At 52.2% G+C, this 18,575-nt stretch carries 19 protein-coding genes and 1 tRNA gene; 10 read left to right on the plus strand and 10 right to left on the minus strand.

The window, feature by feature from the left end; translation table 11 throughout:
* Positions 1–51: 51 nt before the first annotated feature.
* Positions 52–237 carry a sigma factor-like helix-turn-helix DNA-binding protein gene (locus EYC82_RS03290; protein WP_279248124.1) on the plus strand — a complete coding sequence of 62 codons (186 nt, stop codon included), beginning with the start codon at positions 52–54 and terminating at the stop codon, positions 235–237.
* On the opposite strand, the gene EYC82_RS03295 is transcribed toward EYC82_RS03290, so the two are convergent.
* Both EYC82_RS03295 and EYC82_RS03300 read right to left on the minus strand, forming a co-directional pair.
* A complete protein-coding gene (locus EYC82_RS03295) occupies positions 234–668 on the minus strand; it encodes a hypothetical protein (RefSeq protein WP_279248125.1) in 435 nt (144 codons plus the stop codon). The genes EYC82_RS03290 and EYC82_RS03295 overlap by 4 nt on opposite strands.
* 71 nt (positions 669–739) lie before the next feature.
* A complete protein-coding gene (locus EYC82_RS03300) occupies positions 740–910 on the minus strand; it encodes a hypothetical protein (protein WP_279248126.1) in 171 nt (56 codons plus the stop codon).
* Between the two features lie 113 nt (positions 911–1,023).
* Between EYC82_RS03300 and EYC82_RS03305 the strand changes: the two genes are divergently transcribed.
* Positions 1,024–1,416: a hypothetical protein gene (locus EYC82_RS03305; protein WP_279248127.1), complete on the plus strand. Its 393-nt coding sequence runs from the start codon at positions 1,024–1,026 to the stop codon at positions 1,414–1,416.
* 461 nt (positions 1,417–1,877) lie between these two features.
* On the plus strand, positions 1,878–2,345 hold the full coding sequence (locus EYC82_RS03310) for a hypothetical protein (protein WP_279248128.1): 468 nt from the start codon (positions 1,878–1,880) through the stop codon (positions 2,343–2,345).
* Here EYC82_RS03310 and EYC82_RS03315 read toward each other — a convergent pair.
* Positions 2,342–2,821 (minus strand): response regulator, encoded by a 480-nt coding sequence (locus tag EYC82_RS03315; protein WP_279248129.1) that lies wholly within the window; start codon positions 2,819–2,821, stop codon positions 2,342–2,344. The genes EYC82_RS03310 and EYC82_RS03315 overlap by 4 nt on opposite strands.
* A 109-nt stretch (positions 2,822–2,930) precedes the next feature.
* Here EYC82_RS03315 and EYC82_RS03320 point away from each other — a divergent pair, with 109 nt between their 5' ends.
* The 4 genes from EYC82_RS03320 to EYC82_RS03335 all read left to right on the plus strand — a co-directional run bounded on the left by EYC82_RS03320 (position 2,931) and on the right by EYC82_RS03335 (position 8,123).
* The gene (locus EYC82_RS03320; RefSeq protein ID WP_279248130.1) at positions 2,931–6,326 is read left to right on the plus strand and encodes a response regulator; all 3,396 of its coding nucleotides are present in this window, start codon (positions 2,931–2,933) and stop codon (positions 6,324–6,326) included.
* Positions 6,327–6,623: 297 nt separating this feature from the next.
* Entirely contained in the window at positions 6,624–7,040 is a 417-nt protein-coding gene (locus EYC82_RS03325; RefSeq protein ID WP_279248131.1) for a DUF6524 family protein, read from the plus strand.
* Between the two features lie 313 nt (positions 7,041–7,353).
* Positions 7,354–7,665, plus strand: coding sequence for a hypothetical protein (locus tag EYC82_RS03330; protein WP_279248132.1), 312 nt, complete (start codon positions 7,354–7,356; stop codon positions 7,663–7,665).
* Positions 7,665–8,123, plus strand: a complete 459-nt coding sequence (locus EYC82_RS03335; RefSeq protein WP_279248133.1) for an LEA/WHy family protein — start codon at positions 7,665–7,667, stop codon at positions 8,121–8,123. The genes EYC82_RS03330 and EYC82_RS03335 overlap by 1 nt, the downstream gene beginning before the upstream one ends.
* Positions 8,124–8,156: 33 nt before the next feature.
* On the opposite strand, the gene EYC82_RS03340 is transcribed toward EYC82_RS03335, so the two are convergent.
* Positions 8,157–9,509, minus strand: coding sequence for a sodium-dependent transporter (locus EYC82_RS03340; protein WP_279248134.1), 1,353 nt, complete (start codon positions 9,507–9,509; stop codon positions 8,157–8,159).
* Positions 9,510–9,715: 206 nt separating this feature from the next.
* Here EYC82_RS03340 and EYC82_RS03345 point away from each other — a divergent pair.
* Positions 9,716–9,802, plus strand: a tRNA-Leu gene (locus EYC82_RS03345).
* Between the two features lie 75 nt (positions 9,803–9,877).
* Here the strand turns inward: EYC82_RS03345 and EYC82_RS03350 are convergent.
* On the minus strand, positions 9,878–12,964 hold the full coding sequence (locus tag EYC82_RS03350) for an efflux RND transporter permease subunit (RefSeq protein ID WP_279248135.1): 3,087 nt from the start codon (positions 12,962–12,964) through the stop codon (positions 9,878–9,880).
* Positions 12,965–12,966: 2 nt separating this feature from the next.
* Positions 12,967–14,097: an efflux RND transporter periplasmic adaptor subunit gene (locus EYC82_RS03355; protein ID WP_279248136.1), complete on the minus strand. Its 1,131-nt coding sequence runs from the start codon at positions 14,095–14,097 to the stop codon at positions 12,967–12,969.
* 185 nt (positions 14,098–14,282) lie between these two features.
* On the opposite strand from EYC82_RS03355, the gene EYC82_RS03360 reads away from it, so the two are divergent.
* Together EYC82_RS03360 and EYC82_RS03365 are read left to right on the plus strand one after the other, a co-directional pair.
* Positions 14,283–14,918, plus strand: a complete 636-nt coding sequence (locus tag EYC82_RS03360) for a dUTP diphosphatase (RefSeq protein ID WP_279248137.1) — start codon at positions 14,283–14,285, stop codon at positions 14,916–14,918.
* Between the two features lie 4 nt (positions 14,919–14,922).
* Positions 14,923–15,816: a hypothetical protein gene (locus EYC82_RS03365; protein ID WP_279248138.1), complete on the plus strand. Its 894-nt coding sequence runs from the start codon at positions 14,923–14,925 to the stop codon at positions 15,814–15,816.
* A 4-nt stretch (positions 15,817–15,820) separates the two neighbouring features.
* Here EYC82_RS03365 and trmA read toward each other — a convergent pair whose 3' ends face one another.
* From trmA to tusB, 4 genes are read right to left on the minus strand one after another with little or no spacing between them, the layout of a single operon-like run.
* A complete protein-coding gene (trmA, locus tag EYC82_RS03370) occupies positions 15,821–16,936 on the minus strand; it encodes a tRNA (uridine(54)-C5)-methyltransferase TrmA (protein ID WP_279248139.1) in 1,116 nt (371 codons plus the stop codon).
* On the minus strand, positions 16,936–17,952 hold the full coding sequence (locus EYC82_RS03375) for a glycosyl transferase family protein (protein ID WP_279248140.1): 1,017 nt from the start codon (positions 17,950–17,952) through the stop codon (positions 16,936–16,938). The genes trmA and EYC82_RS03375 overlap by 1 nt, the downstream gene beginning before the upstream one ends.
* A 10-nt stretch (positions 17,953–17,962) precedes the next feature.
* Entirely contained in the window at positions 17,963–18,280 is a 318-nt protein-coding gene (locus EYC82_RS03380) for a TusE/DsrC/DsvC family sulfur relay protein (protein WP_279248141.1), read from the minus strand.
* Positions 18,281–18,283: 3 nt separating this feature from the next.
* Positions 18,284–18,574 (minus strand): sulfurtransferase complex subunit TusB, encoded by a 291-nt coding sequence (gene tusB, locus EYC82_RS03385; protein ID WP_279248142.1) that lies wholly within the window; start codon positions 18,572–18,574, stop codon positions 18,284–18,286.
* Position 18,575 lies beyond the last annotated feature (1 nt).

Below are 18,575 nucleotides of genomic sequence, written 5' to 3' on the forward strand. Positions count from 1 at the left end.
ATAGGGAAAAACCCTATTTCTTAGCTAACAGGAAGGCTTTCAGCTGGCTGTATGAGCAAGGAATTAGGGATTAGCAGAGAGCGCGTAAGACAGATAGAGCAGACGGCCCTGGCGAAGGTGCGTGCGGCGCTAGAGGCTAAAGGCCTAACGGCCACAACGCTGGATTCTGCCGGCACCGAGATCCGCGGCTTTTATGATGTCTGCTCCCCTACGCCGCATTTAATCTATAAAGACTAAATCTTGGCGCACTTGCCGATTTGTACCATAGGGGTGTCGGTTGAAACGCTGCCGTCATCGTCATCCGTCACATACCCGTAAGTCCTAGTTGCGAGGAAATGCCCATTACTGGGGTTAACTTTGAATGTGCCTCCGGGTATTAACCCATCGCAGACGAGGTTTCCTTCACTATATTCGTCGCTCCCAAAGTCACCGCATACCCAAAGTGCTAAATCGTCACCGAACGACTGCACCTGATAGACGTAGCCATCGGATTTGAGATAACTCTCAGCCTCTTTAATGAGGTACTTGTCTCCCGGCGTGATTCTTTCTGACTCCCAACCCCCGTTTTTCAAATTCATCCCTGCCGCGTGATCGGTTATACATAACCAACTATCGGCACTGGACTGCATACTGAATGTGAGGACTAGAGCAGCGAGGATGTACTTCATTGGGTTAACTCCATTTAACGGGGTTTGGGATCGGGCATGTCCGGACAAGTCCGGACAATTTAAACTGACAATTAGCCCGCCAGCACCTTAATAACGTACCAGCCTTGCGGGCAGCTACCGCCATCAAATACCTTTTGGACGCCGGGGTTGGCAAGGCTCTCGCACAGGACATCTGCCTGTGCATTGGCTGCAAACATAGAAGGGATCAGAGCGAGAGTTGCTACTGCAATAATATGCTTCATTGGGTTAACTCCATTTAACGGGATCCCCAGACTACCAGCATGGCCGGGTGTATTCGACCCGGCATCAGGGCTACAATGCGGCCATACCGATAAAACCCAAAGGGAATTGACCTATGAATAAATGGACAATAGCCGCCCTGACTGCCGCCCTGACGTTTGCTGCTGGCGGGCTGCAGGCTGCGGATGCGGATGGCAGATATGCCGCTTATCCGCCTTCCGCCAACAAAGAGAGCTGCGGGTCTTTCAACGCGGCGGTAGCAAAGGGTGAGAATCAATCAGATTGGCGTGATTGGAATGTATTCAATGTCTACACCCGCGGATTCCTGACGGCGGTAAGTTGGCAGGTGGTTAACACCTATGACATAACGGGCGGTAAGGGCCGGGACGCCTATATGGGGTGGCTGGAAAAGTACTGTGCCGAGAATCCGCTTGATTCCTATGCCAACGCAAATGTAGAGCTAGTCGTGGAGCTATACCCAACCCGCACACAGACAGAGCCTAAATAGGGTGGGCCTGCCGTAAAAGGTAAGAGGCATTATTCGAATACTGGTGCAAAAGTGGTGCAAATAATTCGGAATTAGGCGTATATGCCGGGATGATTGGGAGTAGGGCGGAGGACAAAAGCCCAGTATTTAAGCGCTTTTCCGGTATAGCATACCGTATCATCCCGTTATTATTCCGCACTGCAACTCCGTGTACGCCGGTTCGATTCCGACCCGAGCCTCCATCCCTTGACCTTACAAATATTGGCCTGCGGGCCAACGTTTTCTCGCGCCCAAAACAGTCGCTTTGAGCGAGTCGCGGCAAAACCTGTTGTGCATAATGCCGCTAGTCCAACCCTATAAGCGTATCCCGTACTTTTGAATGCGACACGAAAGGGGCGCTGCATCAACTTTAAATTTTGCTTTATACTCTGCTTGCTGTGGACTTGGCCTGCAAAGACCTAACAATACTCTGGTAATTATATATGTTCGAAATTAATTGGGATGCCATTGGGGCTATAGGCGATTTTGCAGGGTCGATCGGCGTCTTTATTTCTCTGGTCTATCTGGCGGTGCAGATGCGCAACAGTGCGGCAGAAACCCGCGACGCCAGTATTCACTCGGTAATGGAGCTGGCAATTCAGTTTCGAGCCGAGTCATACAGCGGCGATCTTGCCGACATTCGGCTGAAAGCAGCGAAGGGAGAAACGCTGACACAGCTCGAATCACTCAAATTCGAAGGGTACCTGTCCGCTTTGTTTGAACTCAACGAGCTGGTCTTTGTGCAGTATCAGAAAGAAAACCTTGATCCTGAGTACTTTGAAGCCTGGGAGCGTCGCACCGGTGCTGCGATGTCAGTGCTGCGCATCCAGCAGTTCTGGGCCAAAACCAAAACTGGCTATCGCTCAAGTTTTGTTCAGTATATCGATGGTCTGATGAAGCAGACAGCTTAGACAAAAACCAGCAGTGACTCGGCTTCTTTCTTGGCGTCGTCCAGAGTGGCATCCTGATCGGATAGTAGGTTCTCCAGAAACCGCTTGCTCAGGTAGTTCTGGATGTGAATTTTAACCCGCGCTTTCACGATAGGTGGGCTTATGGGTTTGCTGATGTAATCGACAGCGCCGGCATCAAGGCCTCGCTCCTCATTTGCCGTATCGGACATGCTGGTAACAAAAATAACGGGGATATCTTTTGTCGTCTCATCAGCTTTCAGCGCCTGGCATACCTGGATGCCATCCATCTCCGGCATGACCATGTCAAGCAAGACGATATCGGGCAGCTGTACCTTCGCTATCTCCAGCGCCTGTGCTCCGCTGATCGCCACACTGAGGGCGTAGTCATCTGCCAACACATTGGACAAAATTTTGATATTGCCTGGTTCATCATCGACGATGAGAATTCGATTTTTATCAGTCGAGTTTGCAGTCATTGCGTTACACTAGTGGCTTCAATATAAGAGTAGTAATTGTGCACTATATTTGGCAACGTAGTATAGCCATAAAGCCTCGTACGATAAGCTAAAAAAGAGAGTTAAGACATTGACTGATACGCCTAAAGGGCTCAGCCCTGAATCGCACCAGTTTGCGAGAATTACGTTTTCCACGTGCTTACTGTTTCTGGCCGTGGGGTCTATAACCTCGGGGTTAAGTTTTTTCTATTCAAGCCCGGTCGCCAGGGGGCTTGGTATTTTAATAATCGCAGTGTTGTTGCCCCTGTCTATTCTTGCTCACTTTCAGGTCAAAAAAGATTATCTCGATCGGGCCGTAGCGCTGGTTACAGTAGTTTGGTATATCATTGCCTTTGGCATGATCATTGTTGGCGATAGGTTATATGGTGTACTAATCGTTACCGCGACGCTGCCGGTTCTTATGGTGTTACCGTTCGCTTCTCAGGCGATGTTTCGGCGGTTAATCATTGGTTCGATCCTGCTAATTTTAGTGGGCAGTGTCACTCGACTGACCGTGACTTTCTACGTCTCAACGGTTCCCGACAACGTCATCGCTAATGTCGAGTCGTTCTCGGTCATGATATTATCGCTGGTGGTTATGCTGTCACTGTGGCAATCCGGGGGTAAGCTGAAAGCCGCTGCCGCGGGCATGCGCAAGGCTATTGTGGCGCTGCAGGAGTCGGAGAAGTCGCTGGAGATCAAGGTGGAGCAGCGAACCACCGAGCTTGAACAAGCCTTTCAGGAAAGTTCCGACCTCAATAAAATTGCAACCATCGTTAACTCGACCCTGGATGTAGACAGGGTGCAAGACATTATTTTCGAAGGCTTGCAGAAGATGTTCACCTTCGACCAGATGGGCGTTTTTCTGGTCGATCCTGCCGACCAACGGCTGAGACTCGCATACCAGCGTGGCAGATCCTGGCCGGAGGTGCTCGACCAATTACTTGTTGATGAAGGCCTACCTCTTGACGCTGGCGATAGCGTTGCAGCGGCTTCTGTCGTCGCGGGAGAATCGATATTTATGGGCAAGATAACCGACGAAGGGCTGGCCCAGGCGGGGCCCAATGATCGGTTGATTTTGAAGCACAATCCTTTTGTTTCGATTTTGTTATGCCCATTGACAATCGAGAATCGCTCAATTGGTTGTATCTTCTTTTCTGCTCGGACGCAGGCGTTTAAACTCAGTGAAAAGGAGATCACTGCTATAGAGCGTTATGTTACCCAGATGGGTACCGCTATCCGAAATGCTCAGTTATTCAAGGCGGCCGAGGAGTCTCGCCATGAAGCCGAGACGGCCAATGAGACCAAAGGCACGTTCCTGGCAAATATGAGTCATGAGATTCGTACGCCTATGAACGCGATTATCGGCTTGACTGGACTTTGCCTGGATACAGAGCTGAATTCGAAGCAGAAAGACTATTTGAGCAAGGTGGATGGCGCGGCTAACGCGCTGCGTACGATCATCGATGACATCCTCGATTTCTCCAAGCTGGAGGCGGGTAAATTTGAGTTTGAGAGTATCCCATTCTCACTCAATGATGTACTGGATAATCTGGCGACTATCTGCATGGTGCGCTGCCAGAATAAACATCTTGAACTTGTTTTCCAACGCGACCCCACACTACCGGACTTACTGTCGGGTGATCCGACGCGCTTGGGCCAAATACTCATCAACCTGGCGGGTAATGCGATTAAGTTTACCGAGGAGGGTGAGATTGTGGTGGAGGTTCGCCAGGCTGAGCGGATTGGCGATAAAGTGAGCGTGCGCTTCGATGTGCGAGATAGCGGTATTGGCATGAACGAAGAGCAACTGGGTCGTTTGTTCCAGTCGTTCTCCCAGGCCGACAGCACTATTAGTCGCCAGTACGGCGGCACGGGTCTGGGCCTTGCAATCTCCCAGCAATTGACCGAGATGATGGGTGGCGAGATAGAAGTGACAAGCCAGCCAGGCGAGGGCAGCAGTTTCCACTTTGAGCTGACATTCGATGTGCTGGAGCGGGCAGAAGAGCCTGAAACAAGAGAAGAGCCCCCGCAGGGCCTCAACGTATTGGTCGTAGACGATAATGAACCGTCTCGTGATATTCTGCAGGAATACCTTTTATCGTTTGGCTATAGCGTCACTCTGGCTGAAAGTGGTGAGCAGGCGTTGGAAATTATGGCCGCTGATGCGACCTTCGACGTGCTCTTGCTGGATTGGATGATGCCTGGCATGACGGGGCTGGATGTCGCTTTGGCGGTTCGCGAGAAAAAATCACCGCCCAAGATCGTACTGCTTTCGTCCTGGGATATGCCCAGCAGCGAGCATCAGGCAATAGTGGACGCATTTCTAGCCAAACCAGTAAAGCCTTCCGCGCTACTCGATACCATTATGCTGGCCTACGGTAAACAGGTGGTTCAGCGGGTACGTAACCTAGGTAGCAAAACCGGGCCAGAAGATCTGGTAGCGATCCGAGGTGCCAGAGTTCTGGTAGTGGATGACTCGCCAATCAATTTACAGATTGCTTGCGAGCTGCTGCAGAAGGTGCCACTGGTTCTGGACACTGCCAGCGATGGCGGGGAGGCTGTGGACAAAGTCAGGGCTGCCGATTACGACTGCGTGCTCATGGATATCCAGATGCCAGGTATGGACGGTTATACGGCCACTCGCATATTGCGCGAACACTATCCGTTCGATGATCTGCCAATTTTAGCGATGACTGCGAATGTGATGGCTGAAGATCGCACGCGCACCCGTGATGCCGGCATGAATGGCCACATTCCCAAGCCCGTTGACCCCGCCGATTTATACAAGGCCTTGTTAGATGCAATTGCTGCTGCCGACTACAGTGCTAATTTGTCAGGCATCGAGATAACAGAGAAGTTAGACGAGGCCGAAGCTCAACAGGCACCTCTGCCAGACACGCTGCCCGGTCTTGATATCAGGCAGGGTTTGAGTCGGCTGGCCGGCAACGAGGCGCTGTTTATGCAGCTGCTCAAGGATCTACTGAATGAATATGCGGGTGCAGCCGATTCGATGCGAGCCTTGGTTGCCGGCGGGGGTGGAGCTGAACTGCGCGAGGCTGCCCATAAGGTTCGCGGTATCGCCAATAACCTTGGTGCCACCGATATTGGTGCGAGTGCGGAAATTATTGAAAAAGTGGCTTTGGCGGGTAACGCTGTGCAAGAAGAGCAGATCGAGGCACTGGCCGATGCTTTGAAAATCACTGGCGAATCACTCGACGTCTTGATGGTGCTCAGGCAAGCATCCGCTTCTAGCACCGCAAACGAAATTGATACAGCGGCTGTTTTTGTCGACCTTCAGGCCGCTGTAGGCGCTTTCGATCCCGGCGCCACTTCGTTTGTCGATCAGCTGATTGCTGCCCAGCCTGCTGGCAGCGGTATCGCGAACCAGTTAACAGAGTTGCGTGAGCTACTGGATAACTTCAATTTTAGTGATGCGGAGCCATTGCTCGCTGGAATCCAGCGGAAACTGCAGGGCCCATCATAATGTGCTCTGTGCTGAGAGTCGGGCGCGATGCCTTACCGGGCGGTGCACCCTGCTGAGCATAAGTCTGGCGGGCTTGATTGCTCGATTGGCGGCCCTCGTGGCGAGCCGGAGGGGTGGTACGAGCTCATTCTAGGGTGCTCTCGCTCCGAACCATGGCTGTAGGGCTAGCCAAGCGCAGCGAAGGGGTAACTCTCCCTAGAGTCATCTAAATTTTCTTCTCTGCGGTGTAAAAACGCCCTGTAGGGCAGTAGTATTGACATCGATGATGCAGCAGAGCGAAAGAAGGGTAGCGGGATTATGGCGAATGAATTCACAGTAAGCAGTTTTTTCGGGCGCTGGATTTTCGCATTACTACTGACGGTCGGCACCTATAACCCCTCCGGTTATTCCTATCTCAACTGGGTTTTGGGAGAGGAGGGGGGGTTGACGCCGCTCATAGCTCTAACGGGGATTGCACTGCTCATAGCCTGGGTGGTTTTCTTGCGTGCAACCCTGCTCGCGCTGGGTTGGTTGGGTATTGTTCTTGGGGCAGCGCTCTTCGGCAGTCTTATCTGGGTTTTTATCGATCTGGGCTGGCTCAGCCTGGATTCAACGGGCGCACTCACCTGGGTATTGCTGCTGCTGCTTTCCCTTATCCTTGCTGCGGGGATGTCCTGGTCGCATATACGTCGTCGTCTTACGGGACAGTTCGATGTAGATGACATAGACGATTGAAAATTCAGAATGAGCCAATTAGGCTTGGGCCGAACGCGAGTATGATGCGGCTTCTGCAGTGAGGGAACATGGTTAAGCGCTGCATCAATGAGCCGCCGACGAACGAGGAAGAGGGTTGTGACGCACTAAGGCGATTACGGCAGCGAGGTATCACAGCGGCCAAGAGTGATGCGAATGTCGAGCATAATGGCGTCGCGGCAAAGGCTGGCGCAGAGTCTTGCACTAACGAAATGAGCGTAAGCGAGTGTTAGAAAACAGGAAATGCGCCGTTTGCGCCACAAAAAACCCAAAGCAGGAAATGCACCGAATTGAAATGCAGGAAAAAGTAACGCGTTCTCATATCGCACTCACGCTGCGAAATGCAGCGGCCATGTTGCTCGGGCAGAGACCGAAGGGTACGGGTCGGCGTTCCTGGCTTTTTGCGCACTACCAGCGCACGCAGTCAAGAAATGTCATGCGTTGGCATTGTTTTAATTGCTATATTCGTCAGTTGACGCCGCAGGAGTATAAACTTTTTCGAAATGCGCATCACGATGATCTCGCAAGCGAGCAGGGTGTCGCACAGGCCAAAACATCTGTCGCTCGCCTTGATGCGCTCTATCACGGTGAAGGAGAATCAAGCTAGTGTATAAGCAGCTGCAAACCGGATTGATCTGCGTCATCGCGTTGGTACTACTGTCGGCCTGCGCCACCGTTACGTCGCAGCTGGATCCGCCAAAAATTAATATCGAGGATTTTCGAAGTTTGCCCACAGAGGGTGGCGCACCTCGCTTCGAAATTACTCTGAGGGTGATCAATCCAAATGCGCAAGCGCTTGATATTGTGGGCATCAGCTACTCTATTGAGTTACTTGGAAGAGAGCTTATTACCGGCGTTTCGAAGAATATTCCCTCTATTGGAGGCTATAGCGAGGGGCTGGTGACGCTTGATGCCGGCTTGCAGTTGTTCGAATTGTTACGTTTGCTGGCCAGCGTGGGAAGTCAGGAAGATGGGCCCCTCGAGTATCGTTTCCTCGCAAAGATCGATTTTGCCGGTTTTGTGCCTACGCAGCGTATCGAAGAGTCAGGCAAGATTGCATTGTAATGCGCTGTGCGCCGTTGTGAAGCGCCGCCGGGTTCAGGCTAAAGTTGCCTGAGCAAAAATGCACAAAATGATGGTCGGGCAGACAAGCCTGACGTACCAGGGCCAGATTTTCCAGAACAGGCTGTGTTCAGCGTCTGGGTTACCTTTTCGCAGTTCTTGCAATACGCCATCGCGCTGCCATATCCAGCCGGCATACAGGCAAAATATAAACCCCAGCAGTGGTTGTCCATATCGTGTCGTGAGCGTTATCACCATGCTGAAAAGATTGCTGAAGTCGAAAATTATAAGGGTGCTGGCAGCCGCAATACCACACGCAATCAACGGGGCCGCCCACCGACGCTTTACGCCTCTACTTTCTGTCGCGTAGGCGACAGACACCTCCAGCATCGAAATTGATGAAGTCAGGGCGGCAATGCTCATCAGAAAAAAGAAAGTAATAGATACGATAACGCCCGTTGTCCCCATTGTTGCAAACAGCTCGGGTAGGACAGTAAAAATGAGTGTATCTTCAGAGATCAACGTGCCATCTTCGCCAAAAATTTCCACTCCATTTTGCAGTGCTACGTACATGGCGGGCATGATAAGAAACCCGGCCAGCACCGCGATGGAGATGTCTATCAAGGTGACAACCCCTCCGAGCAAAGGTAGATTTTCATCGTCCTTTACGTAAGAGCCGTATACCAGCATGGTCCCAACGCCCAACGACAGAGAAAAAAACGCCGCACCGAGCGCTCGAAGAATCAAATCGGGTGACAGGCTTCGTGAAAAATCAGGTAATAGATAGACTCTCAGGCCTTCAGTCGCTCCCTCCAGTGTGAGCACATATGCGATCAGGACAAGGAGTGTGATAATTAATATCGGCATCAGGCGCTCTGACCAGCGCTCGATACCCTGTTTGACGCCAGCGGTAACGATGAGCGCGGTCAAGGCGATAAACAGATAGGTAAACACCAGGTTGCGACCAAGGCCGAAAGCGGTAAGCCATTGGGACGCCTCTTCTGCTCCCATCAAGCCCACCAAAGACGCGAGACAGAACGCTACCATCCAGCCCGCTACAATCGCGTAAAAACTGAGTATAAGGCTTGCGATAACCAATCCCGCCATGCCGCCCGCCGCACCGATGTTTGCCAGGAGCGGTGTGCGTGAAATGGCCCTAAGAGCCTGTACCGGGTTTGAGTGGGCATGTCGACCAATAATCAGTTCTGCCATGAGTGCCGGATAGGCCAATGTGAAGGCAAGAACGAGATACACGGCCAGGAAGGCCGCGCCGCCATTTCCTGCTGCCTGAGTGGGAAAGCCCCAAATATTTCCAAGTCCCACCGCACTGCCGGAGGCCGCCATAATGAACCCAAACCGGGAACTGAACTCTCCACGAGTTGATGCCATGATGAATGCTCGGATCGATTTTTTTGTCGGGCCAGTTTACCATGGAGACAGAAATCAGGGTCCCGAGCTGGCAGCGCCTGCGACACTATTTCTGTGTACGGTGCTCAGTGCCTGATTGCTTTGTGATCGGTAAAATATGCTGCTATGCTGCGCCGATTATGGCGAGGCGCACTGTTTTTTGTCTTCGCCAGAATCAGGTATTTTTTGCGAGTGTGGTGGAATTGGTATACACATCAGACTTAAAATCTGACGGCTTAACGGCTATGCGGGTTCAAGTCCCGCCACTCGCACCATTCTTTTTGGGTAAGCCCGCCCGCTAAGGGGCCAACTCCGCTGATGGTCGTGTCCCTTAAGACGAGGGGCGTCCGTCAGGTACCTGCGCTTACGGCTTCCTCGGAATGCGGCTGATCCCCCGCTGGCTTTTCGGTAGCAATATCTTCTGCGAGAAACGTGTAGATAGCGGGCAATACGAACAGCGTGAAGAGAGTTCCAACGGCCATGCCGACGGAAATTACCAAGCCGATTGAATAGCGACTGTTTGCGCCGGCTCCCGTGGCAACCACCAAGGGTAATACTCCAATAACCATTGCTGCAGTTGTCATGAGAACGGGGCGTAAGCGCACACCTGCAGCCGCCAGAATTGCATCATGTTTGTTCAGCCCCTTGTCTCTCTGCAGATCGTTTGCAAACTGTACGATCAGTATTCCGTGCTTACTGATTAACCCGATAAGCGTGACTAGCCCGACCTCGGTATAAATATTGAGCGTGGCCGCGCCGAAGTAAAGGGGCAGCATTGCGCCGAAAATAGACAAAGGCACCGTGGTCAAAATGATTAGAGGATCGCGAAAGCTCTCAAACTGAGCCGCGAGCACAAGATAGATAATTATGATTGCGAGAAAGAAGGTCGTAATGAGTGAGCTACCCTCCTGCAGGAACTGCCGAAGTTCGCCAGATGAATCAAGTAAGTAAGCGTCAGGAAGTATATCCTTCGCTTGCGCTACCATATAAGTGTGCGCTTCTTGCAGGCTCACCCCAGGCATCATTTTGGCCTCAATAGTCGCGCTGTTGAGCTGCTGAAATTGATTATTCTGTGACGGCTTTATCACTGTTGTGGCATCGACCAGCGCAGACAATGGGATCATGTCGCCGCTGCTTGCTTTGACATAATAGGTCTTGAGAGCCGCCGTATCGAGGCGAGAGTCTCGGCGAACCTCCGGAATCACCTGGTAGCTGCGCCCGTTAAGAGAAAAATAGTTGACAAAGCCTTCACTCAGAAACGTCTGCAGCACTGTGCCTATGTCTTGAGGCGATACGCCAAGAGAGGCCGCTTTATCCCGGTTTATCGCAATTTCGATTTGCGGCCGGTTCATCTTCATATCGTTTTTTATAAAAATAAATTTACCGCTATCCCTGCCTCTTTCCATCAGTTTTTCGACATAGGGATACATGCTTTCAAGATCTTCGGTAGCTGACTTGATGACCAATTGATAGGGGAGCCCCTGCGGCGTTCCAGGAAGCACTGGCGGTGAAAAAGTGTAGGTCTGCAGCCCCGGATAGCTGATCACGGCTTTCTGTAGCTCGTGTTGTATATCCTGAGCGGTACGAGTGCGATCATCCCAGGGAGTGAGAACGTCGACAAGAAACAGGGTCGAATCGTTTTGGTATCCGTAAACGCTGAAAAATGCACTGGTTTCGGGAACCTCGTTCACTTTCTGTTCCAGTGGCTTTGCAGTTGCCTGCAAATAGTCTGTGTTGGCATAGACCGGGCCTGTGGCTGTGAACAGAATAACTCCTTGATCTTCCTCCGGTGCGAGTTCCGAAGCGGTATGAGTGAACATATATACCAGCGAAACAAGGATGGTAATGGCCAAAGGCCATACGTAGAAGCGATTCGCCAGCAGGTAACTCAATAACGTCTCATAGCGTTTACGCAAGGCTTCCAAAACGCTGTTGATTCGCTTCACAAGCGGTGTTTCTACCGCTTCGAGCGTTAAGATACGGGAGCACATCATCGGTGTCAGGGTGAGAGCAATAAAACCTGAAATGAGCACTGCTCCAGCGAGACTAAAGGCAAACTCAGTAAACAAGGAGCCGGTGAGCCCTCCCATAAAACCAATAGGGGCGTAGACCGCTGCCAGAGTTATCGTCATCGAAATGACCGGTATCGCAATTTCCTTGGCGCTGACGATTGCAGCCTGCAAAGCATCCATGCCTTCTTCCAGGTGCCGAGAGGTATTCTCGACCACGACAATGGCATCATCCACCACAAGTGATATAGCGAGCACCATGGCGAGAAGAGTTAGAAGATTGATACTGAATCCTAACGCCAGCATCATAAAAAGCGACCCTATCAGTGACAGAGGAATAGTCACCACCGGAATGAGCACCGCTCTGGGGCTGCCCAAAAAGCTGAAAACCACTAAAATGACGATAACGATCGCTTCCATCAGCGTGCGACTTACCTCGTCGATTGAGGTGCTAATGTAAATCGTGGAGTCGTAGTCCATGTTCACCGTCATGCCGCCGGGCACAGCCTCCTGAATCTGTTTCAGAACGGCGTAGACACCCTTGATAACCTTCAAGGGATTAGAGTCTGCGGTGTTTGAAATAGACACCATAATTGCGGGGGTGCCATTAGCTGCGACTGACTCATCGTAGGAGCTGGCGCCCAGCTCTACTGTGCCGACATCACTAATTCTGACTACACGATCATTGTCACTGAACAATACGATAGATCCGAACTCTTCAGCGGTCTTTAAGTCGGTCATGGCCTTGATGTCGACTTCAATGAACTTGCCTTTGAATTTTCCGGAGGAGCTCACACTGTTCTGGTCCGCGATAGCCTCTCGAACCTGCTTGGCATCGACTGAGAACGCCGCCATTCGCACAGGATCAAGCCATATCCTCATGGCAAAGTCCTTTTCTCCCAGAATATCGACGCTATTTACGCCAGCGACGGTGGAAAACAAGGGAACCGCGACGCGGCTGATGTAGTCAGAGATTTGCTGATTTTCGAGTCGATCCGACTTGAATGAGATATAGCCAATCGGAGGGGAGGACGACGATTTGGTAATGCTTGGGTCCTGTGTGCCGGTTGGTAAGCGGTACGATACCTGCTGTACCAGAGATAACACTTCGGCGAGAGCGGAATCTGTCGGATAGTTGATCTTCAGATACAGTGTAATGATCGAAACGCCCATGTTGTTTTGTGCATACATGTAATCAATGCCTTCAGCTTGAGCAACTTGCTGCTGAATCGGCTGGGTCACGTAGCCTTCGATATCACTTGCGCTGGCGCCGGGATAGATTGTCTTAATGGTTATTACCCCGGTCTCCATCTCGGGATACTGTCTAACTTGAAGATCAAACAATGCTTTTAATCCAAGCACGAGGAGTACCAGGCTAAGTACTGTCGCGAGAACCGGTTTACGAATGAAGATTTCAGTAAAGTTCATCGTTACTGTCCCGTAACCGCGTTTTGATCCAATTTCACCGAGTTGTTAACGGTAATAATGGTCTTCTTGCTGAGCTGTTGCTGATTGGAGGTAATAATCTGGTCGCCGGCCGAAATGCCTTTTGTAATCGCTACTTTAGAATCCTGTTTGTCAAAAACATCGACATATTTTTGTGTAACGGTATATTCCTTGGTTTTACTGCTGTCACTGCTGTCACTGCTGTCACTGGTCGGGTCAGAGACTACAAACACGCTATCGCCGTATAGCGAATAACTAATAGCAACATCGGGTAACGCAAATACTTTGGTTACCTCTTTTGTTTCCAGGGTGACGCTTACATACATGCCAGGGCTCAGCTTTTTACCGGGATCCTGAATTTGTGCTCTTATATCGATATTGCGAGAGTTAGGATCCACTTGTGCGCTGATGGCGACCACGATTGCATTGTAGTTTTTGTCGGGCCTTGCTTCGCTGTCGACCGTTGCTTTCAAGCCATTCTGAAGTAAGGGAAGGTATGATTCCGGTAAGCTGAAATCGACGAAAAGAACACTGGTGTCCTGAAGGTTGACCAGCGTCGTGCCGGGTTGCACGAAGTCCCCTAAATTCACTTCGCGTATGCTGAGTCGACCGCTGAAGGGCGCCTTGATAGCGAGGTAGTCGATCTTCGTTTTGGTTGCGTGCGCGGCTGCCTGGTCTGAGACTAGTTCGGCCTGCACCCGGTCGAGGGTCGCCTTTGCTGCGCTGTTTTCGGTTACCAGCTTGGCGTATCTGTCAGTGTTCAGTTGTGAGAGCCTCACTTTGGCTTCGTCACTTTGCAACTCATCTTGCTCCAGTTGGTCGTCCAGCTGGACCAGAAGATCGCCTGCCTCAACGAGGTCGCCCGATCGGAAATGTATTGATCGAACCTGTCCCGCGATTTGAGGCGTCACATTGACCCCCTCACTGGCGGTAATTTGTCCGAATGCACTGATGCGTGTCGTCCACTCGGACTGAGCCGCCTTGAGGGTCGTCACCGCAACAGTGGGCGGTCGATAAGCGGCGAGCTTTTCTTTGGTAAGGTACCCTTTGAGTAGATCCCAGCCGAATACAGTAATGAGGATAGCGGCAACACCGCCCGCGGTAACTAGTTTCATTCGTCTGTTCACGTGAGGCTCTCTCAGGATTTGGCTTTCAGGAAGCAACGCTACATGGGTGACTCCATTGTAGACTGATTTTGCCGTTAGCGGGAACCACTAGGTGGGGTTGCTCGCCTGTTATTTCGATTTGCTGGCTGGTATCCTCCGGCAACATTAACGCAGAGTCGAAGCGGAGACGTGTTGTGAGAAAAGCGCTTGAAAATATGCTGGTTATGCAGAACCGAATGAATTTACGCGTTCATGAGGATTGGCAAGCACAGGATTTTGAGTGGTATCGGGCTATCTGGACGGAGTGCGCGGAGCTAATTGAGCATTACGGCTATAAATGGTGGAAGAAACAAGAGGCAGATATGGAGCAGGTGCGCCTCGAAGTAATCGATATCTGGCACTTCGGCCTCTCAGCCCTTTTTGGTAACGGTAAGAGTATTGAAACGATAGCCGGGGAGATCGAGGCAGAACTTGCCAACTTTCACGCATCGGATCTCGGTGTGCGTGAAGCTACAGAAGCTCTTGCCTTGCATGCGCTGGACACTCGCGGATTTTCACCCTTGCGTTTCTGGCAGTTGATGCAAGCGTCAGGACTGGACTTCGATGCCTTGTATGCGGCTTATGTTGGAAAAAACGTGCTCAACTTTTTTCGCCAGGACCACGGTTATAAAAGCGGTACTTATACAAAAATCTGGGGCGGAAGGGAAGACAACGAGCATCTTGCAGAGCTTGTACTGACGTTGGACAAAAATGCTGATGACTTCTCGGAACAAGTCTACGACGCTTTGAAGAGGCGCTACCAAGATATCGTGCCTCAGGTGGAGAGCTGATGCGGTGACCTTGCTGGAGGAAAAGTTATCCACTACTGCCTTGGCACGGAAACTGGAAATACCGGCGCAGGAAGTGTTCGGAACTCTCAAGGACTATGGCTGGATCGAGCGAAAGCAGAGTGCTTGGGCATTGACTGCAAAGGGCGAGTATGAGGGCGGTAGTTACCAAAAAAGCAAAAAATACGGTGCTTACATCGTCTGGCCCCACAGTCTTTTGCAGCACCCTCTGCTGCTGGCGATCGAGTCAAGTCAGCGCTTGACCGCGGCTACCCTATGCCGTCATTACTCACATTTTAACACCCGTCAGATGAACCGGGCGCTTGCTGAGCTGGGTTTGCAGAAGCACACGATCATGGGATGGGAGCTTACCGAGCACGGCGGCAAACTGGGCGGACTGCAGGAGGAAAGCACCTCCACCGGCGGGCTGTATGTGACATGGCCAAACGAGTTAATGGATAACCCGGTCGTCCACCGGGAGTTAAATCGACAGGGGGGGCAGGCTGGCGTTATGGCGGGTGAGTCTGACGCTGAGCAAGATCTTTTCGCGGCCCCGGCCGATCACTTTAGTACCTGCAAAGGTATCGACGGGCATATCCTCGCCTCCGCTTTGCAAACACGGGTTTGCGATTGGCTATACCTCGCGCAACTGGTTCATGCGGTGCAGCGAAATTTGCCTGTGGAAGAGGAACTATGCGCAGACTTTTATGTGCCGTCAGGCCAGGTTTATATCGATTGCTGGGAGGCAGATGTGCCAGCAGGTCAGCTGTCGGGTAAACTGCGCAAGCGGGAGCTCTACCGCGACCTTGAGTTGCGCTCCCTTGAAATTAATGCCGATGATGCCGGTCGGCTGGACGAGGTGCTGGGGCGCGGGCTGCTATCATTTGGTGTGCGGCACTGAGCGTTCAGTGTTGTCTTTGTTGCAGTAGCACGCCGCATTCCATGTGGTCCGTGTAGGGGAACTGATCAAACAGCGCAAAATGCTCGACGGTATGGGTCTTGTGAAGCGTGTGAAGGTTTTTCGCCAGCGTATCCGGGTTGCACGAAACGTAGAGAATGCTTGAGAAATTCTTCGCCATATCGGTGGTTTTTTCGTCCAGGCCCGCTCGCGGCGGGTCTAGAAACAGCGTATTTAGATTGTACCGGTCGAGCCGCTGCGGCAGCGCGGCTAGCCGCCGAAAAGTGCGCGCGCCGCGCAGCGCCTCGCTGACCTCCTCTGCAGACATTCTCAGCATTTGCACATTGCGGATATGATTTTCTTCGACGTTGGCCCGCGCGGCGCGAATCGACGTCTTGGAGACCTCTGTCGCTATGACCTGTTGGAAGTGCCGCGATAGCGGAAGGGTAAAGTTGCCGTTACCGCAATAGAGCTCGAGGAGGTCTCCCTGCAGCGCTCGCGCTCGCTCGCACGCCCATTCGACCATGCGGATATTGACCTGCCCATTAGGCTGGCTGAAGGCCTGTTCGTATTGACGATAGCAATATTCCCTGTCATGAATCGGAAGCCGCTCTCGAACGAAGTCACGCCCTATAATCAGCTTTTGGCCGCGACTTCGACCGATGATAGACAGGGTATCTGACCCTTTGTTCAAGTGGTGCGCCAGGTGCCTTGCCGCCTGCTCCCAGTTGTCATCCAGCGCACGGTGATAGATCAGGCTTACCAGAATTTCCCCGGTAAGTGAGCCGAGAAATTCAACCTGGAAAAGTTTTTCTCTCAGGGGCGCACTTTCCCTTAGCTGCGCCTTCAACGTGGGCATCAGGGTGCGTATGGCATCCGAGGCGATCGGAAAGTCCTCGATGGCAATCGGGTGCTTTGGTTCTCCCGGGCGATACATTACATAATCCAGTGCATCGCCATCGTGCCACATGCGAAACTCAGCCCTTTGCCGAAAACCGAGTGTCGCAGATTCAACGATCTGCGGCTGCGGTGGTAAGAAGGGGTGTAGTAGCTTGCATACTCGAGACACTTTCTCATCGAGCAGGGCTCGGTAGCGATCTGGCTGGATGCGAGAGAGGGGCATCAGCCCAGCTGGCTCCGATTGCGCTCCTGCCAAAGTGTTTCTGCCTGAGCGCTGGCGCCTTTCTCAGTGAGCTTGGGGTTGCAGACAACTAGAGCCGCAGCGGTTGTCATCAGTGTGGCCTGTAGACCATAGTCATCCGGCATGTGGTCGCGCCAAAGTGCTAATACAGGTTCACAGGCGGGCGCAGATACACTGGCTACTCGGGCGGGTATCGTGCGAGAAAAACGCACTTCTTCAGACTGTCCATCGTGCAGCAGAAGCAGGCGGGTATCAGCGTGAGGCTTCACTTCTACTTCGCCGCTTTCACCCCTAAACACAATGGCTCTGGATTGCCCTAATAGCCTGTCAGCGCCCTGATGCAGTTGAGCGTAAGCAGGATGGAAAACACTCTGTACACTCGCTTTGGCGCCGAGCGGGTTGAGCATGCGGGCAAGCGTATTCACTGGGGAGCGTAGGCCCAGCAGATTGCGCAATTGCATCAGATCCTCTAGTGGTGTGCAGAACTCCCTCAGAGGCAAGTAGCTCAGATGATATGCATCGAGATGACTGCGGACCTCTGTCCAATTACTGGCAATGGGTAGTCCCATCTCCCTCATGGCCACCTCGGTATAGAGCCGTTCCGGCGTATGACCCATGCTACCGTGCACGAAAACACGATAGCCTGCCTGCGCGAGCAGCAGCATGGACAAAATATACCAGGGGTTCTGATGCTTCTTGCCCGCGTAAGTCGACCAATCCAGATCTGCAGTCGTATCCCCGGGACTCTCCATATGCATTCGGCAGGCATCGACGAAGCCGGCGAGCTCTTCCGGTGATTCTTCTTTTACCCGGAGTAGCATCAAAAAGGCACCGGTTTGCAAAGGTTCCGTTTTACCGTCTAGCAACATCCCAAAAGCGATTCGTGCTTCCTCGCGCGTGAGGGAGCGGGTGCCGGTCTTGCCTTTGCCAAGAATACGAATATATGGCGCGAAGGCATGCTCCTGACGCGAGGCGGCGGATGTATCGGTAACTTTCAATGCATCGCTCTCACAGGCAATTATCAGGTTTGGGTAATCCGGCTATTTTGCTACCTAGTTTAGCGGGTGAACCCGGAAATAGTGACATCAGGTAGATACTTCGGCCTCTATCAGCGCCCAGTTTTAGGCCACAGAATTTCACCAACGGTCGCATCGCCGGAGAGCTGTCATAGAGGTCGTAATACTCGCGGAGTAGATTAATCACTTCCCAGTGAGGGTTGGTGAGCGTCAGCTCTTCAGTTAGTGCAATCTGTATTGCAACCTCAGGGCTCCATTCGCCAAGATCGCGCAAAAAGCCCTCATTATCGAATGCCTCGGCTGGCAGCATCAGTCAGTACCAGGCTTGCTGTTGAGCTATTCGCTCGCTAAGTTGCACCCAGCCAGTCATATCTACGGGCGTTATTCCTTCAGGTGGCGGCCAGGCGCCGGCCAGTCGTGCGTCGGGCTCGAGAATACAGAGACGGGCGCCATTAGCTTGCAGGGTGAGCAGGGCGGGGCTCGCTGTCCGAGCGGCGTAGACGCCTGCACCGAGCAGCAGGATCGTATCGCCCTCACGGGCGATACGAAGACAATCAGAAAAGGCTTCGCTAGCGGGATTGGCGTTCAGCGTATGAAGGATCATG

The sequence above is a fragment of the Candidatus Marimicrobium litorale genome (assembly GCF_026262645.1).
Taxonomy (GTDB): domain Bacteria; phylum Pseudomonadota; class Gammaproteobacteria; order Pseudomonadales; family Halieaceae; genus Marimicrobium; species Marimicrobium litorale.

Excerpts from the sequence above, each read along its gene's own strand:
- EYC82_RS03290 (WP_279248124.1), top strand. The coding sequence starts at position 52 with ATGAGCAAGGAATTAGGGATTAGCAGAGAGCGCGTAAGACAGATAGAG.
- EYC82_RS03295 (WP_279248125.1), bottom strand. The coding sequence starts at position 668 with ATGAAGTACATCCTCGCTGCTCTAGTCCTCACATTCAGTATGCAGTCC.
- EYC82_RS03300 (WP_279248126.1), bottom strand. The coding sequence starts at position 910 with ATGAAGCATATTATTGCAGTAGCAACTCTCGCTCTGATCCCTTCTATG.
- EYC82_RS03305 (WP_279248127.1), top strand. The coding sequence starts at position 1,024 with ATGAATAAATGGACAATAGCCGCCCTGACTGCCGCCCTGACGTTTGCT.
- EYC82_RS03310 (WP_279248128.1), top strand. The coding sequence starts at position 1,878 with ATGTTCGAAATTAATTGGGATGCCATTGGGGCTATAGGCGATTTTGCA.
- EYC82_RS03315 (WP_279248129.1), bottom strand. The coding sequence starts at position 2,821 with ATGACTGCAAACTCGACTGATAAAAATCGAATTCTCATCGTCGATGAT.
- EYC82_RS03325 (WP_279248131.1), top strand. The coding sequence starts at position 6,624 with ATGGCGAATGAATTCACAGTAAGCAGTTTTTTCGGGCGCTGGATTTTC.
- EYC82_RS03330 (WP_279248132.1), top strand. The coding sequence starts at position 7,354 with ATGCAGGAAAAAGTAACGCGTTCTCATATCGCACTCACGCTGCGAAAT.
- EYC82_RS03340 (WP_279248134.1), bottom strand. The coding sequence starts at position 9,509 with ATGGCATCAACTCGTGGAGAGTTCAGTTCCCGGTTTGGGTTCATTATG.
- EYC82_RS03350 (WP_279248135.1), bottom strand. The coding sequence starts at position 12,964 with ATGAACTTTACTGAAATCTTCATTCGTAAACCGGTTCTCGCGACAGTA.
- EYC82_RS03355 (WP_279248136.1), bottom strand. The coding sequence starts at position 14,097 with ATGAAACTAGTTACCGCGGGCGGTGTTGCCGCTATCCTCATTACTGTA.
- trmA (WP_279248139.1), bottom strand. The coding sequence starts at position 16,936 with ATGCCCCTCTCTCGCATCCAGCCAGATCGCTACCGAGCCCTGCTCGAT.
- EYC82_RS03380 (WP_279248141.1), bottom strand. The coding sequence starts at position 18,280 with ATGCTGCCAGCCGAGGCATTCGATAATGAGGGCTTTTTGCGCGATCTT.
- tusB (WP_279248142.1), bottom strand. The coding sequence starts at position 18,574 with ATGATCCTTCATACGCTGAACGCCAATCCCGCTAGCGAAGCCTTTTCT.